Origin of the sequence: Acinetobacter sp. Q85-2, assembly GCF_013420555.1 — a bacterium.
Classification (GTDB): Bacteria; Pseudomonadota; Gammaproteobacteria; order Pseudomonadales; family Moraxellaceae; genus Acinetobacter; species Acinetobacter indicus.
In genome coordinates this window covers 43,777-59,012 of the sequence record NZ_VOXW01000002.1, presented here as the reverse complement: position 1 = coordinate 59,012, position 15,236 = coordinate 43,777, and the positions used below count along the sequence as shown (strand labels likewise).

Below are 15,236 nucleotides of genomic sequence, written 5' to 3'. Positions count from 1 at the left end.
GTGTAACTGACCCTGGCGGCAATCAGGGTCATGGCTTATATGGAACAACTATGGCATTAATCGTTCAAAAATATGGCGGTACTTCTATGGGTACGCCCGAGCGCATTTTAAATGTTGCTCGTCGCGTAAAGCGCTGGCATGACCATGGCCACAAGGTGGTCGTTGTTGTATCAGCAATGAGTGGCGAAACTAATCGCCTGCTCGCTCTCGCGAAAGCCATTACCGACACCCCTGACCCACGTGAACTTGACCAGATGGTTTCTACGGGTGAGCAGGTAACGATTTCCATGTTAGCTATGGCGCTCAATTCTATTGGCGTAGAAGCTAAATCTCTAACCGGTCGCCAAGTCGGAATTAAAACTGACAGCGCGTTCACCAAAGCCCGTATTGAAGCGATTGACACCGATGTCATGACCGGTCATTTAGATGCCGGCCGTGTGATTGTGGTTGCAGGCTTCCAGGGTGTAGACGAGCAAGGCAATACCACAACTTTAGGCCGCGGTGGTTCAGATACAACCGGTGTTGCGTTAGCCGCAGCATTAAAAGCAGATGAATGCCAGATCTACACCGATGTTGATGGTGTATACACCACTGACCCGCGTGTTGCGCCAAAAGCAAAAAAAGTGGATCGTATTTCCTTTGAAGAAATGCTGGAAATGGCATCTTTAGGCTCAAAAGTCCTGCAAATCCGTTCTGTAGAATTTGCTGGTAAATATCAGGTGCCTTTACGCGTACTATCTAGCTTCGATAACGACAACGATGGTGCATTTGACGAAGAGTTTAAAAACAACGTCGGAACTCTTATTACTACTGAATTGGAAGACAACATGGAACAGCCAATTATCTCAGGTATCGCGTTTAACCGTGACGAAGCTAAACTGACTATTCTCGGTGTGCCAGATGAGCCAGGTATTGCCTCTAAAATCTTGGCCCCAATTGGCGCTGCCAACATTGAAGTGGATATGATTATCCAGAACGTTGAAGAAGATGGCACCACTGATTTCACCTTTACCGTAAACCGTGGTGAACTGGCCAAAGCCAAAGCGATTCTTGAAGCGACTGCACAGGAAATTGGTGCACGTGAAGTTGCAACCCGTGATGACATCGTAAAAGTGTCAATTGTTGGCGTGGGTATGCGTTCACATGCTGGCGTAGCGAGCAAAATGTTCACCGCACTTGCAGATGAAGGCATCAACATTCTGATGATCTCGACCTCTGAAATCAAAATTTCAGTGATTATTGAAGAAAACTATTTAGAGCTTGCAGTTCGTTCACTGCACACGGCGTTCGGTTTAGACCGCGAGTCAGGTGAATCAAGCCCGCGTGCTTAATCTGTAGTCAGCAATTATTGGAATTGTCAGACAATATTGCGAAAAACTACAAAAAATCAGAGCCACTATAGTATTTTTTATAGTGGCTCTGTTATATTGAAATAATGAGAATTAGAAATCTTAACAGAATTGTATCCGACAAGGTTTTGTCAGGGGGAGTTCTGATAAAATTTCGCTTGAAATATTTTGTGCTTTTCAAAACTTTCAAATCAATGCAGGTTTAGCATTTTGCAAGGAGATAAACATGCTGATTCTGACCCGACGTGTCGGAGAAACATTAATGATTGGGGATCAAGTCAGTGTTACTGTACTTGGTGTCAAAGGCAACCAGGTGCGTATTGGTGTGAATGCGCCAAAAGAAGTGTCTGTTCATCGTGAAGAAATTTATCAACGTATTCAACATGAACGTGCCATGCATGAGCATTTGCAACATCTCGATCAGGATTATCAGCCTTCTTATGAAGATGATAATTACCCACAAAATAACTTTAACCGTTAAGACTTAAAGTTATCTTGTTATAAAGCGGCTCTACGGCCGCTTTAAGTTTTTTTCAGCGCTTCAAAATTATTGTTGCTCCAGCAAAGCCAGCGCTTTACGTACAGGTCCAAAACTACGGCGATGCTCTGTAGTCACGCCATGCAAAGCTATTGCTTCAAAATGCGCTTTGGTCGGATAGCCCTTATGTTTGGCAAAACCAAACTGTGGAAACTTCTGGTCCAGTTCCAGCATCTGCCGGTCACGGGTGACTTTGGCCAGAATACTGGCTGCGGAAATTTCGGCGTGCAAGGCATCTCCACCCACCACCGCTTCACACGGCATGTTTAGTCCTTGCGGAATTTTATTGCCATCGACCAGGACCTGATCGGGCTGGACCTGCAAGGCTTCAACCGCACGGCGCATAGCCAGCAATGAGGCCTGTAAAATATTCAGCTCGTCAATTTCAGCCGGACTGGCTTCAGCAATGGCCCAAGCCAAGGCTTTTTCCTGAATCTCAATGAATAACTTTTCACGTTTCTTTTCACTCAGTTTCTTGGAATCATTCAAGCCCGCAATCGGATTGTTTGGATCCAGAATGACTGCCGCAGCCACCACGGTTCCCACCAGAGGCCCGCGCCCTGCTTCATCTACACCAGCAATTTTCATCGACATTATTACCTTCAATAAAATAGGCTGAACCTGTCAGCCTATTTCTTTCATCTTGCGCTTATTGTACTGCTTCTTGCACACAAGCATGAATGGTTTTTGATACAACATTGCTCACAATGGTGGCACGCGCTGCCGGGTCAATCGCTGCTGTCGCCAAGTCTACCGCAGTCACATTTTGTGGTGCTTTTTCGCTGACACAACCACAGATTTCAGTCTGGATATTTTGCTTTTGGGTGCTGGTCATGACTTTGGTGGCCGTTTGCCATGCCGGAATGTTGTTTAGCTCGGTGACACATTTGGCATTAATCGCAATTTTCAGTGCTGCGCCGCCCAATTGCTGGGTCGTTGTTGCCGCTGTAGGCTGAGTGGTGCCTGTAGATGCACATGCGCTTAACAGTAATGCCAGCGGTGCTAAAACATAAGCCAACTTTTTCATGTATTTTCCTTCAGTTTTGCGTCATTTTACCGGCCTATTTTAAGGGCTTTAGCGCGGATTCGGTTTATCTTTTTGACCGCAATGCACAAATAAATGGCAAATTTAAGCATTATCCAGGGCAACTGCCTGCTTCATATCCGCAAATACCGTTGGACAGGCCGATTGCACCCGGTTCCAGCTTGGAATAAAAGACTGCTGGTTCGGATAATTCATAAACTGCTCCCCTGCCTCGACAATACTCTGAGCAAATAATTCCACCACATTTTCTTCGCTGTGCCGGTCATAGTTCAGGCCATTGGTGGTGGCATCATAATAATAGTGATCAATCAGATCCAGCGCATTACGATAATAGGCCGCGCGGATAATCCGAATATTGTCCAGACTGACCTGCACCCCCAGCGCCGCCAGCTTACGGAAAAATGCCAGTGCGATATCCCGGCTCATCCGTTTTAGGCCACCATCCCCATTGGCGGTGGTGATTTCCTGATGTTTATGTTCATAATCATCGGCAATATCGACCTGACAAATACGCTTGGTGGAATAGTTGCGGTAAATTTCCGACAGCACGCCAATTTCCAGCCCCCAATCGCCCGACACCTTCAGGTCACGTAACGCTTCGACATGAATTGCCATTTCCCCCGACAAGGGATAACGAAAGGCTGAAAGATAAAGCAGATAATCCAGCGGCCCGAAGACTTTTTTCAGCGCCTGCAATAAAGGTGACACCAGCAGACGTGATACCCGGCCATTCATTTTCTGGTCGGCCACCCGCGCATAATAACCTTTGGAAAACTGGAAACTGAATTGTGGATGTACCATCGGATAAATCAGTCGGGCCAGCATGTCACGCTTATAGGTACGAATATCGCAATCGTGCATGGCCACCACCTGACTCTTGCCTTCGGCCATGGCATAACCGGCACAATACCAGACATTACGACCTTTGCCACGCTGCAAAGGCGCGACATTTAACTGATTTAACTGCTGATGCAGCTGCTGCAAACGTGGCCCATCATTCCATAAAATTACATGGTTTTGCGGCAATACCGAGAAGAATTCCCGCGCATGGGCAAACTGCTCCGCATTGGCCTGATCCAGACCGATAATAATCTGCTGGATATAATCAGCGCCTTTCAACTCTTCGACAATCTGGGTTAAGGCCGGATGTTCAAGCTCGGAATATAAGGAAGGTAAAATTAAGGTGACCGGTTTGGACTTGGTAAATTCGCGAAGTTCCTGTTCATATTCATGTAGATGGCGCTGTTTTAAATCATGTATTGTTGTAATCATGCCTTCTTGTGCAAAATCGACCATCATCCTCTCCAGTTTATTGTTGTAAAAAGTACTGTAATCCTTCTGCCCAACCCGCTGGTGCCTGCTGCCGGGTGAAGTACACAGAATCGTGTTCTAATGCCAATGCTGCTTTATACGGCCGTTTGACCACCACAGCATGCTGACAGGCTTTCAGCATATCGAGATCATTTTCACTATCCCCCAGCCCAATACACACCATTTGCGTCGGATAAAACTGTTTCAGCCAGTTCACCGCCAGCGATTTATCACAGTCACGGCTTAAAATATGGCTAAAGCGTCCACCATGAACCATATGCAAATTACTGGCCAGATGTTGCGACAATATCGCTTCGTCTTCGGTTCGGCTGTCCGGATTCCAGATAATGACTTCGCTATACGGACGTTCTAAAGCCCGGGCTGCATCGTCCAACACCAAACCGGTCAGCGCTGCAATCTGCGCAGCATCACAGTCACTAAAGCATTGAAAATTTAAGCCATAGTCTGCTTTTAACTGCTGTAGTTGCACCGCAATGTCGGTACTGGATAAGGGACTTTGATAGTCATGCTGCGCATTAAAATAGATATATGCCCCATTTTCAGCCACAAAAGGCATGCCGCTTAAACCGAGCTGTTGCTGCAAATGGCGGATTTCCGCTGCGGTTTTACTGCTACATAAAATAACCGGAGAATCCGGAATTAAACGCTGGATCAGCTCTATGTTCTGCCCATAGCTGTAATTATCATGATTTAATAAAGTCCCATCTAAATCTGTAAAAATTATAAATTTTGGCATCTGTACTTATATTGGCTTTATCTGTTTAGAATCCTATAAGATTCTTAGCCTAATATTGGTTTAACTTACTTTTTTATAACAATAAAGTAACAGGCCTACATGAAGTAGGCCTATTTTTTTCATCATTTTATGAAGCTAGATGCGCTTATAACGCCTGGATTTTTTCAATCCAGGCCTGTTTCTGCGCTGCTGGCAGGAACGAGGCTTCAAAAGAGTTAATCGCCAGTTGCTTTAACTCATCTGCCGTTAAATCTAACGCTTCGGTAATGGCAATAAAGTTGTCATTCATATAGCCGCCGAAATAAGACGGATCATCCGAGTTAACCGTCACCTTCACGCCCTGCTGTAACAAACGGCGGATATTGTGCTGCCGCATATCCTGTACCACGCACAGTTTTAAATTACTGAGCGGGCACACCGTAAGCGGCATTTCATCCTGAATCAGACACTGCATCAGTGCCGGATCTTCTTCAGAACGCACGCCGTGGTCAATACGATTCACTTTCAGCAAGTCCAGTGCTTCCCAGATATATTCTGGTGGACCTTCTTCACCGGCATGCGCCACCACCAAGAAACCGTATTCACGGGCTTTGGCAAAAACGCGGGCAAATTTAGCAGGCGGATGCCCCACTTCGCTGGAATCCAGACCGACTGCAATAATCTGTTCTTTATACGGCAGTGCCTGTTCCAGCGTTACAAATGCTGCTTCTTCGCTAAGATGACGCAAGAAACACATGATTAAACGGGAACTGATGCCCAGTTTGCTTTGTGCATCATCACAGGCACGTTGCAAACCGTTAATTACTGTCGCAAAGGCAATCCCGCGGTCAGTATGAGTTTGCGGATCGAAGAACATTTCGGTATGTACCACCTGATCTTCTGCACACTTTTCAAAATAGGCCCAGGCCAGATCATAAAAGTCCTGCTCATGTACCAGTACATTGGCACCGGCATAATAGATGTCTAAAAACGACTGCAGGTTATGAAAGTTATAGGCCTCTTTGACTTCCTCGACTGACTGATATGGAATGGCAATGTTGTTACGCTGCGCGATGGCAAACATCAGTTCCGGCTCAAACGTCCCTTCAATATGGACATGCAACTCTGCCTTGGGTAAGGCGCGAATCAGCTCAAGTTGATTCATCTCTCATCCTCATGAAAATAAAAAAGGGTGCAAACCGAGTTTACACCCTCAAAATGGTTGCTGGGGATTAACCGCCAAATAACGCGAATTTTAATGCCCACAATACTGCAATAATCCACACCATATACGGCACAGATGAAGCTTTACCGGTCAACAGCTTGATCAACGCATAGCTGATAAAGCCCATGGCAATACCGTCCGCAATTGAGTAGGTAAATGGCATAAATACGATGGTCAGGAAGGCTGGAACCGCTTCGGTAATATCTTCCCAATCAATATGTACAATGCCCTGAATCATCAGCACACCCACAAATAACAAGGCAGGTGCAGTAGCAAAGCCCGGTACCGATTGGGCCAGTGGCGCGAGGAATAAACACAGTACAAACAGCACCGCCACCACTACCGCAGTCAGACCGGTACGCCCGCCCGCAGCAACACCGGCAGACGATTCAATATACGGTGTGGTTGAAGAGGTACCCAGTGCTGCACCCGCTACAATGGCAGATGAGTCGGCAAATAAGGCTTTTTTCAAACGTGGCAATTTACCATCTTTGAGCAGGCCTGCACGGTGTGAAACGCCGACCAGGGTACCGGTGGAGTCAAACAGATCGACCAGGAAGAAGACGAAAATCACCCCGATCAGGCTGGCAGTAAACAGACCTTCAAAGTCCATTTGCATGAACGTTGGCGCGATAGACGGGATTTCACCGACCACACCTTTAAATTCGCTTAAGCCCAAAGCCGTAGAAATAGCCGTTAATACCAGAATACTGATGATAATTGCACCACGCACCTTGAATTGGTGCATCACCACAATCATCAGGAAGCCAAATAAGGCCAACAGCACTGAAGGCTGTTTCAAGTCACCCAGACCCACCAAAGTCGCCGGGTTATCGACAATAATGCCTGCGTTTTTTAGTGCAATTAAGGCCAGGAATAAACCAATCCCGCCGCCAATGGCCAGTTTCAGGGACATTGGAATGGCATTGACAATGGCTTCACGAATTTTGAACATGCTGATGGCAATAAACACCAGACCGGATACAAACACCGCAGCCAGCGCAGTTTGCCAAGGCACACCCATGCCCAGACAAACCGAATAGGTGAAATAGGCATTCAGGCCCATACCCGGTGCCAGCGCAATCGGATAGTTGGCAATCAGTCCCATCACCAGACAGCCAATTGCGGCTGCCAGACAGGTTGCAACAAAGACAGCCCCGTGATCCATCCCGGTTTCGGATAAAATCATTGGATTGACAATAATGATGTAACACATAGTTAAGAATGTGGTTACACCGGCAAGAACCTCAGTACGAAAACTGGTCTTGTTTTCGCTTAACTTAAATAAGCGCTCAAGCACATTTTCTGAAGATGGATTAGGAGTCGTCATGACCTCGCCCTTGTAAATAAACTTAAATACCCAACAGTGATGCGAAAGTACGGAGAAAATTCATCCCTACCCCTAGCATTGCCAAGCAACGGATATGCCAAAAGTTACACGCACAGGATAAGTCTATTTAGCCATTATGCTTTGAGCCCTTAACAGCTCAAATCAGATAAATTCTAAACAAAAAAGCCGCATAACTTTATGCAGCTTTACTTACCATAATTAAATCAACTATTTAAAAAATAAATACGCTAATTTAATTGTCTAATCGGTAAATTATATCACACTGATTTTTCATTGTTTCTAAAATTTATCTTTAATTTTCATTCAGAGCATTTCATGCTGAATTAGAATTTTTGGCCTAAACTTCCAGCCCGCTCAATAGAGGGTTCGATCTGTCGCATGTGATCATCCAGCGATGAACGATGTGAAGCCCGATCTTGTTCAATCAGATGCAGAGAGTCGCGTGCCTCCTGCACAATATTCTGCATTTCTTGTTGTCTGCGGTGTTGTTCCTGCTGAAACACCCAGACCATTAACAGGACAACCATGACAATAAAGGTCACGATCAGGATTTGCCTCATGTTCTTTACTATTATTAAACAAATTTAATTTATACTAACAGAAAAATAAACAATATGTGAACCATATCACAACTTTCAGTTTGTGTATTAATCAAATTTTAACAATTCAAGCATTCAATTGGCCTTTAACTCACTCCTACCCTCACCTATTGAAATTTCAATTTCCTGACACCCATAAAAAAGTCCGCACTGGGCGGACTGTTTAGCCTTAACCGCAGGATGCTTGCACAATTTTATTACTGTTCGGATCAATGGTTACTGTGACTCGGTCAGCGCGATAATCCATGGTGACCGGCTGGCCAGGATGGACGCTGCGAACAATTTTGGCCTGGGTCCGCTGCTTGATTTCGCTCTGTGGCAAACTGCCCGATTGCCCAATCAGTTTTTTGGCTTCTTCTGCCACACACTGGCCTGGCTGCTGACGGAACAGCGCCCATTCTTCAACGATACTGCCATCTGGCAAATGGCAATAGCCCACCTGACCACTGTGTTCGTCTTTAATTTCCAGTCGGCCGCCCTGTTCAATACAATATTGACTGGCCGGATTGGCAAGTCCTACCTGTGCTGGGGGTTGCTGTACGGTGCTACAGGCCATAAGCGAGGCTGCAAGCGCAGCAAAAAGAACAATATTTTTCATGGGCAGTATTCTTGTATAAAAAATATTAGCCTAGCAAATTTTACTGGACCTGCTGTGTCTTTTTGCAAAAGAGGGAGAAAGCTTCTTGTTAGTCTTGATGAGGGACAGCTTTGACTTATATAGAGCTATTACTGATAAATTGGTGGATGGAGAAATTACAGAGATAAAAAAAGGCTTATAAGTGTTTCACTTATAAGCCTTTAAAATTTGGTAGGCATATCCAATACCCAACTACAGCATAAACCATTGAATAAATTAAAGTATATTTCCATATAAACTACAATGTACAAGCCTGTGTACATGAAAATTTAAAAATTCTTGGTAAAAAATCACGAAATACTTTCGATTGCAGATACGTGCTTCCAGTCGTGTTTATTTGACCGCAGTTGAGGGTTTTAAATAAGCTGCTCACCTTATTGGTGGCTCAGATTTAGAATCTTGACCATCGGGGGGGGGATTGTTGTTCTTCAGCACATTAAAGATAAGGAACCGGCCTGCTACCCACACTTTAATTCTATTGGGATTTTAAGCCCTAAAACCACAAAATTAGCAGTGTTGCGCGCGCGCGCGTGTGAATACATCAAGTTTAATAAATAGTCAATTCAGGCGTGTTTTGAGTGGAAATAAGGCAGTAAAAATATAGCTATCTCCAATCTGGTGTGCATATCCACCAGCTCATCATTCATAAATTGACTGAGCAGCTCAAGCGGATCGGTTGAATTGTTAATAATCTCTGGAATGTTAATATTTTTAGGTTGTATATCTCTCTCCAGGTAGAACCGCACCTGCCTATCCTGCATCAGCCTATAACCTTGCTGCTTTGCTGATTTTTCAGGGCATCCAGCATAAATAGCTGCCTCCTTTTGATTCATACCTTGCCTGATACCTTCGATAAATTTCTTTTTTTTCTCGGTTAGCTCCATTGGTAAACATTCCTAAAAAGGCAATTTTTTTTGTGAATGTGGAGGGCGCGGTATCCGTAAAATAGACTTCATTTTAACAATCAAAAGCCCCCACCCACTGCATTCTCCTGACTGGTTTTAACCTTGTGGCAGTCCACACATAAGCTTTTTAAATTACTCATTGCATCCGTTCCACCTAAAAACAATGGGATTGTATGGTCTACTTCTAAACTTATGCTGACCAGTCCGCAGTGCTGGCATGTATATTTATCTCTCAATAAAACTTCTAATCGTAACTTGCGCCATGATCTGCCACGATTTCTCTTATTTGCAGTCACATTGCTTATGGGTTGGCTCGTCTTTAACGTCCGCAATCTTGGTTTTAATGTTGGTAGTTTTGCCATTGTTCTATCCTAAATAAAAAAGTGATGGGACTAGCCCATCACTTGTATTGAATAACTATGCTTTAAAGAATCCAATCTGACCGCCCTTGATATTTTTCCAAATATCCAAAGCTGTTTTTACTTTCGGGTTTTGCCTGTTGTTCTTCAGATATATATCAAAATCATTTCGATAAATATGGAACTTCATAGCTATGCGGATCAGTTCCAGCTTGGCCTCGTTGTCTGCATATTTGCACAGTACCAATGCCACACCCTCTAAAGGCAATGTCTGCACACTAGATATAAAGTTAATTTCTTCAGGCTCCATTTGTCGGCCTGAATGCAACAATACTTCCACTGGCTGCGGTGCTGCATTGCAATTGCTTTTCAATCTTGCTGATCTTGCTGTCCATGTTGGTTTCATAATCCACCTATAAGAAAAAAAGAGGCTATAAAGCCCCTTTCTCTATATTCCAGCCGCTATTAACCTTCCACCGGTTCTGCTGCTGCCACTGTCACCTTCACAATTGCACCTTCAATGAAGTTTGCAAACGAAGCTCGTAATTCAACGCGGATTCGAGTTAAGTTCTGATCCATTAGGGTCATGTCATCAATCTTGACTGTAAGCTGTTCACGGTCTAGGACTGCGATTTGCTCCATGTCCAGCACATAAGCCTCATTACGCGGACAAGCTGCACTTTCGATAATTCGTAGCGTCCACATATCTGATAAGCCCGGTAGCCCATTGCTTGATAAGACATAACCGCCACCATCTTGCTTCACGCCTACCATCTGTTGCAGTGTTACTGGATTGACTACTACAACACTTGGTTGCAATCCTGCTTCTTTGGCTTCTGCTCGCGCTTCACCGATTGCATCAACCAACAAAGTCCCTGCTTCAGCTTCATGCGCTTTCGCGTGTTTTGCAAAGCCTTCAATACTTGAGCCAGTGCCATCACCTTGTACAATTTCACGCTCTAACTTTTGCAGCACACCACCACCCAGAAGGGAGATAATTGTAGCCTGTAAGCTGTTGTTGTCCGAAATAACTTGATTAGAAACAATTGTGGTCACTGCAATTGTGCGATGCGTTACCGATTTCGCCTCAGTTGGAATTGATTGCTCGGCTTTGGTATCACCTTCTAGCGTCTGGTAGTCCGCTGCATTTTCATAAGTGGATTTTAATTTCACATATTCATACGATGCACTTGATACTGGAATCACTCGCAAAGCATCAATGAGCGTTGTCGGCTTCTTAATGAAGCGGATCGCCTCTGGGTCGCGCTGCGCTTGGGTGTCATATCCAGTGGAACCAACAATTCCCAAGCCTTCAGTAGTGAGTGCTTTAATCTCAAAATTACTTGTGACTGTGACCGCGCTTGCCTGTTTGTCACGGTAGGACTTCACCTGGTCAGATTCAATGATCTTTTTAAGTGCCTTACTGCCTGACTTCTCCTCGAATGAACCACCACCAGGACGACGGGCAGCTTTTTGCTCTAATTCCAGAACAACGGCCTTCAGTTCTGTTGTATCACTCTTAATAGCATCAACCTGGTTTTTAAACTCTTTGGCTAAAATTTCGATTTGAGATAAATCTGTCATTTCTTTTCACCTTCAAACATTTCTTTAATTTCACGTAAACGAGCATTCACATATAAAGCAGCATCCATGAGGGCATTTAATTCCGCCTGCTCCTTCATGATCCGTTCGCGCTCAACGGCTTCTGACTTCAATTGCTTAATCTCGCTTTCTTTTGCATGGTTGGCTGTTTGAAGTGCTAACAGAATCGCTCCGCCATGCTCATCAAAAAACTTCACCTTTGCAGCATCAAGCTGGCGTTTCTTCCGAACTCTTAAACTGCTTTTATTCGCCTGATTCACTCAAGCCCCCTAAATTCTTTTGTTAGTAACTTGTTACCAACACTAGCCATCATTTAGCACAATGTCAAACTTTAAGTTATTTAAATTAAATTAATTCATTCTTTTTTATTATTAATATGTTTTAGTTTGAATCATACAAAAAAGTTATGTATAGTAAATCGTCAAAGCATTTTTTGGAGGAATGATGTCCTCTAAATATCCGTCTTTAAGATGTTTTGAGCAGTAGAAATTGATTTGATGTAACGAAAAAAGTCCCCGACTCGCAATTAGGGACTTTTTTTTGTGCCAATATTTTTTTAAAAATACTCAGAAAGTAAGGTGACAAAACTGACATAACCTAGTTTTGTCAGTTTTGTCAGTGCGATTTTTATGACATTTCGTAGATTCTAGGATTAATCCAATAGCGTTTTGATGGTCTGCCACCCTTAACAGTCGGCTCGATTTCTTCCAATACTAGCCAATTGTTATCAACTAATAACTCCAGTGCATTTTCCACTGATTCAATATCAGTTAAACCTTTCCAGTTCTTACGGTGGACTTCTCGCGCTTTAAAGCCTTTCATCCGCCAATCATGCTCGGCATTCAGCTTTAATAATTTTTGACCTATAGAAGATGCTTTGATGGTCGCAGCATCCAATACAAGGCCGTAAATTCGTCTAGCATGAGATTCTAGGTACTCACACCACTGGATAGCCATATCAGCCGATTGCTCACTAATATCACCGACTGAGCCAAACTTGATTCCATCAATGATGTGAAAAATTAAGGCCAGTGAAGTCATCAGTTTTGGATATTTCTGCAAGTGCTGTGCAATGATTGAATGTTCTTCATTCTCAATCTTGTTTTTATGAAGATCGGTTGTCCACTTAATATAAAGCTCCTGTGCTTTTTGACCAAAGCGGAAATAAGGTCTTGTGTTGTAATCATCAGTCGGATTTGCACCCATTTTGACTAGCGAATACTCATCCATTTCATCCACTTGCTTAAATAGCTCAAATACTTCATTTCTAGCCAACTTATTAGGTATCCGATCCACATATTGCCACTCTGTCGCATCAGGATAGACCAAGACTTGGAAACGCTGAAACAAGCCATCATTGCCCATACCTTTAATACTTGGCTCAAGATAAGTGATTAACTTATCAGGCTGAATACCGCCCAAAATTGATAAGCAATGATTTTCAATATATCCATGCCCACGTAAAATTCTGTCGAACTCATAAGGCTTATCACCGTTAAACGCTTCAAGATAAAAAGCCCTTTCCGATGGGTCTTTATCTACGGATTCCAGCCATCCTGTTAATTCATCACGAAGCACCAGCACACCGTTAGGATTTTGCTTTTCAAGTTCCGCCAGTGCTTCTGGTGAAGAATCATTGGTTTTGTAGCGTCTTAAAATTGGCTGTGCTTCATCTTCAAGCTGCATCATTTCTTCAATGAGCTGCTTTTGCTTTTCTTCATCACCTTTCTTACTTGCATCTTTAATCTTGGACTTCAATGCACTCTTATCTGCATCTTTGGCAAAAGATAGGATTTCATGCTTTTTCTTCACCTCCTTAAATTCTTCTCTTGCTGTTGCAACTAGCCGATCCAGTGGATAAGTGCCAGCATTAAAAGCTGGAGATTTTTTACTAGATGGTGGTGCAACAATGCCGCCCCATAAGTTAGGGACTATCGTCCAGTTGCTATATGTTTTCGGCTTAACTCCAACTTTTGCACCAATCAGGGAGGCGAATGAAGTAATCAAACAAGCTGCCACCATATCAGGTGACATATTATCCGCCCCGATAGCTTCGTCAAAAATATACTCTTTAAACTCCAGTGGTAGCATATCTTGACTAAGCTGCTGCACTGGCAACAATTCTGATTTGATCGGCTTTGGCTCTTTCCACTCATGCGCCTGTGGCTGTTCAAACGAATCCTGATCTATTGATTGCTTCAATTGATTAACTTTTTCTAAAAACAGTTTTTTAATATCTGCTTTAGTAAATTTTTTAAAACTGTCATCCACTTGAACAAATAAATCAGCATTGTCTTTAGGTACAGATTTGCCTGCAATCAATCTAAATATTGATTCAGGCATACCCTTGTTTACAATTTGATAAGCTGTATCAATATCCTTATGATATATAACTGCCTCCCCTGCTTCGGCTATCTTCACAAATAACTCAGGGTCATTTGTCCCAATCGCATAAGACAAATATTTTTTATTTGTGTTGGTAGCCAGCACCCCACTACCTACATTAAAAGCCACTTTCTTTTTTTCAATAACGGTATGCGGTTCTGTTGTGGCATCCCATTTATGAGCCACACCATTAACGAAATAGCCAGTTAAAATACTTAAATTGTCGGGTGATGCAAGCGGATATGCTTTGCACCCCTCGCAATCAAAATCGGGGTTTTGGGGGTCGATAAAGCTATCGGCAATAACTGCTTTAAAAACGCTGCTGCTTTGGCTTGATAGGTTCGAGCGTTCAAACTCAGCAACATCAGTAGAGAACATTTCTAAAGTATCGGGGCATTTTGCATTCATGCTGCACCCCCTTTCATAACAGCATAAACCGCAGTTTCTAATGATTCTTTTAATTGTCCAGCCACTAAGAATAGGCCGTGTATAGCTGCTGCTGTGTGGCCTTTAGCTAGATTGAAATCTGATAACTCATCAATAGTGACTACAATGCCATTCGCTAAGTCGATATAAGCGGAAATATATAATTTAGTTTTTACACTGGCACTTTCAATATCTTCTAAAGCACCATTCGCCAGCACTTCACACACACTGAGCATGGCCTTTGCTTTATCATCTGAAAGGTCGCACTGGTCGTAGCTAGTGTACAAGCGAAGCAATACGCTCTCTAGTGATTCAAGATAGACTTGAGCATCTTCTAAATGATTTGCTGCTGTTTTATTGATTTGATTAGGCATGAGAATGCGCTCCTTTATTTTGATTAAAGGCTTGCACTTCACTGCTAAATGATTGGCGCAAGCCATGAGGGTCGGTTAGCAGACTGGTAATAAAGGTAACCAGCACACCCGAAGGTGTCCGCCCCCCACAACTTGCATAAAGAATATGCGTAGGCATAGAGAGATAACGCACAAAAAAAGTCCGAAGCGGACTATGTACGCCTTTATTGTTGCAACCTGCTAAAGTTGACTTTGAGATTTTGCTCAAAGCAAGATAACTATAATCTAGTTTTGTCGGTTTTGTCACCCCACTTTCTAGGCATTTTGAAAAAATATTCATGCTGAAAGGCGGGTTTTGTCGGTTTTGTCGTGTCTGACTTGATAGATATTTCATTTTTTCACACCTTTAATGCCC

General features: G+C 43.5%; 18 protein-coding genes. 2 read left to right on the top strand and 16 right to left on the bottom strand.

Annotated elements, in window-relative coordinates; genetic code table 11:
- The first annotated feature begins 50 nt into the window (after positions 1–50).
- Positions 51–1,331 carry an aspartate kinase gene (locus FTT68_RS01685; protein ID WP_160232502.1) on the top strand — a complete coding sequence of 427 codons (1,281 nt, stop codon included), beginning with the start codon at positions 51–53 and terminating at the stop codon, positions 1,329–1,331.
- 244 nt (positions 1,332–1,575) lie between these two features.
- Complete coding sequence (csrA, locus tag FTT68_RS01680; protein ID WP_016658388.1) at positions 1,576–1,830, top strand: carbon storage regulator CsrA; 255 nt, start codon at positions 1,576–1,578, stop codon at positions 1,828–1,830.
- A 66-nt stretch (positions 1,831–1,896) separates the two neighbouring features.
- Here the strand turns inward: csrA and rnhB are convergent, their stop codons facing one another.
- From rnhB to FTT68_RS01600, 16 genes are all read right to left on the bottom strand, one after another.
- The gene (gene rnhB, locus FTT68_RS01675) at positions 1,897–2,475 is read right to left on the bottom strand and encodes a ribonuclease HII (RefSeq protein WP_104500160.1); all 579 of its coding nucleotides are present in this window, start codon (positions 2,473–2,475) and stop codon (positions 1,897–1,899) included.
- Positions 2,476–2,536: 61 nt separating this feature from the next.
- A complete protein-coding gene (locus FTT68_RS01670) occupies positions 2,537–2,914 on the bottom strand; it encodes a hypothetical protein (RefSeq protein ID WP_005177001.1) in 378 nt (125 codons plus the stop codon).
- Between the two features lie 102 nt (positions 2,915–3,016).
- Complete coding sequence (locus FTT68_RS01665) at positions 3,017–4,228, bottom strand: glycosyl transferase (protein WP_180006831.1); 1,212 nt, start codon at positions 4,226–4,228, stop codon at positions 3,017–3,019.
- A gap of 13 nt (positions 4,229–4,241) precedes the next feature.
- A complete protein-coding gene (locus tag FTT68_RS01660; RefSeq protein WP_160243388.1) occupies positions 4,242–5,000 on the bottom strand; it encodes a mannosyl-3-phosphoglycerate phosphatase in 759 nt (252 codons plus the stop codon).
- A gap of 145 nt (positions 5,001–5,145) precedes the next feature.
- The gene (locus FTT68_RS01655; RefSeq protein ID WP_180006832.1) at positions 5,146–6,144 is read right to left on the bottom strand and encodes an adenosine deaminase; all 999 of its coding nucleotides are present in this window, start codon (positions 6,142–6,144) and stop codon (positions 5,146–5,148) included.
- 67 nt (positions 6,145–6,211) lie between these two features.
- On the bottom strand, positions 6,212–7,534 hold the full coding sequence (locus FTT68_RS01650; protein WP_005176982.1) for an NCS2 family permease: 1,323 nt from the start codon (positions 7,532–7,534) through the stop codon (positions 6,212–6,214).
- A 344-nt stretch (positions 7,535–7,878) separates the two neighbouring features.
- On the bottom strand, positions 7,879–8,115 hold the full coding sequence (locus tag FTT68_RS01645; RefSeq protein WP_075166657.1) for a hypothetical protein: 237 nt from the start codon (positions 8,113–8,115) through the stop codon (positions 7,879–7,881).
- Between the two features lie 208 nt (positions 8,116–8,323).
- Positions 8,324–8,752 (bottom strand): I78 family peptidase inhibitor, encoded by a 429-nt coding sequence (locus tag FTT68_RS01640; protein ID WP_005176977.1) that lies wholly within the window; start codon positions 8,750–8,752, stop codon positions 8,324–8,326.
- 602 nt (positions 8,753–9,354) lie between these two features.
- Positions 9,355–9,675 (bottom strand): terminase small subunit, encoded by a 321-nt coding sequence (locus FTT68_RS01635; protein WP_180175138.1) that lies wholly within the window; start codon positions 9,673–9,675, stop codon positions 9,355–9,357.
- Positions 9,676–9,755: 80 nt separating this feature from the next.
- Positions 9,756–10,058: an HNH endonuclease gene (locus FTT68_RS01630; RefSeq protein ID WP_180175137.1), complete on the bottom strand. Its 303-nt coding sequence runs from the start codon at positions 10,056–10,058 to the stop codon at positions 9,756–9,758.
- A 55-nt stretch (positions 10,059–10,113) separates the two neighbouring features.
- Positions 10,114–10,461, bottom strand: coding sequence for a hypothetical protein (locus FTT68_RS01625; protein ID WP_180175136.1), 348 nt, complete (start codon positions 10,459–10,461; stop codon positions 10,114–10,116).
- A 59-nt stretch (positions 10,462–10,520) separates the two neighbouring features.
- A complete protein-coding gene (locus FTT68_RS01620) occupies positions 10,521–11,639 on the bottom strand; it encodes a phage major capsid protein (protein ID WP_180175135.1) in 1,119 nt (372 codons plus the stop codon).
- Complete coding sequence (locus FTT68_RS01615; protein ID WP_168382302.1) at positions 11,636–11,917, bottom strand: hypothetical protein; 282 nt, start codon at positions 11,915–11,917, stop codon at positions 11,636–11,638. Before FTT68_RS01615 ends, FTT68_RS01620 begins: the two co-directional genes overlap by 4 nt.
- Positions 11,918–12,284: 367 nt before the next feature.
- Complete coding sequence (locus tag FTT68_RS01610) at positions 12,285–14,450, bottom strand: YfjI family protein (RefSeq protein ID WP_180175134.1); 2,166 nt, start codon at positions 14,448–14,450, stop codon at positions 12,285–12,287.
- A complete protein-coding gene (locus FTT68_RS01605; RefSeq protein ID WP_163169983.1) occupies positions 14,447–14,842 on the bottom strand; it encodes a hypothetical protein in 396 nt (131 codons plus the stop codon). The genes FTT68_RS01610 and FTT68_RS01605 overlap by 4 nt, the downstream gene beginning before the upstream one ends.
- Positions 14,835–15,215 carry a hypothetical protein gene (locus FTT68_RS01600; protein WP_180175133.1) on the bottom strand — a complete coding sequence of 127 codons (381 nt, stop codon included), beginning with the start codon at positions 15,213–15,215 and terminating at the stop codon, positions 14,835–14,837. The genes FTT68_RS01605 and FTT68_RS01600 overlap by 8 nt, the downstream gene beginning before the upstream one ends.
- Between the last annotated feature and the right edge of the window lie 21 nt (positions 15,216–15,236).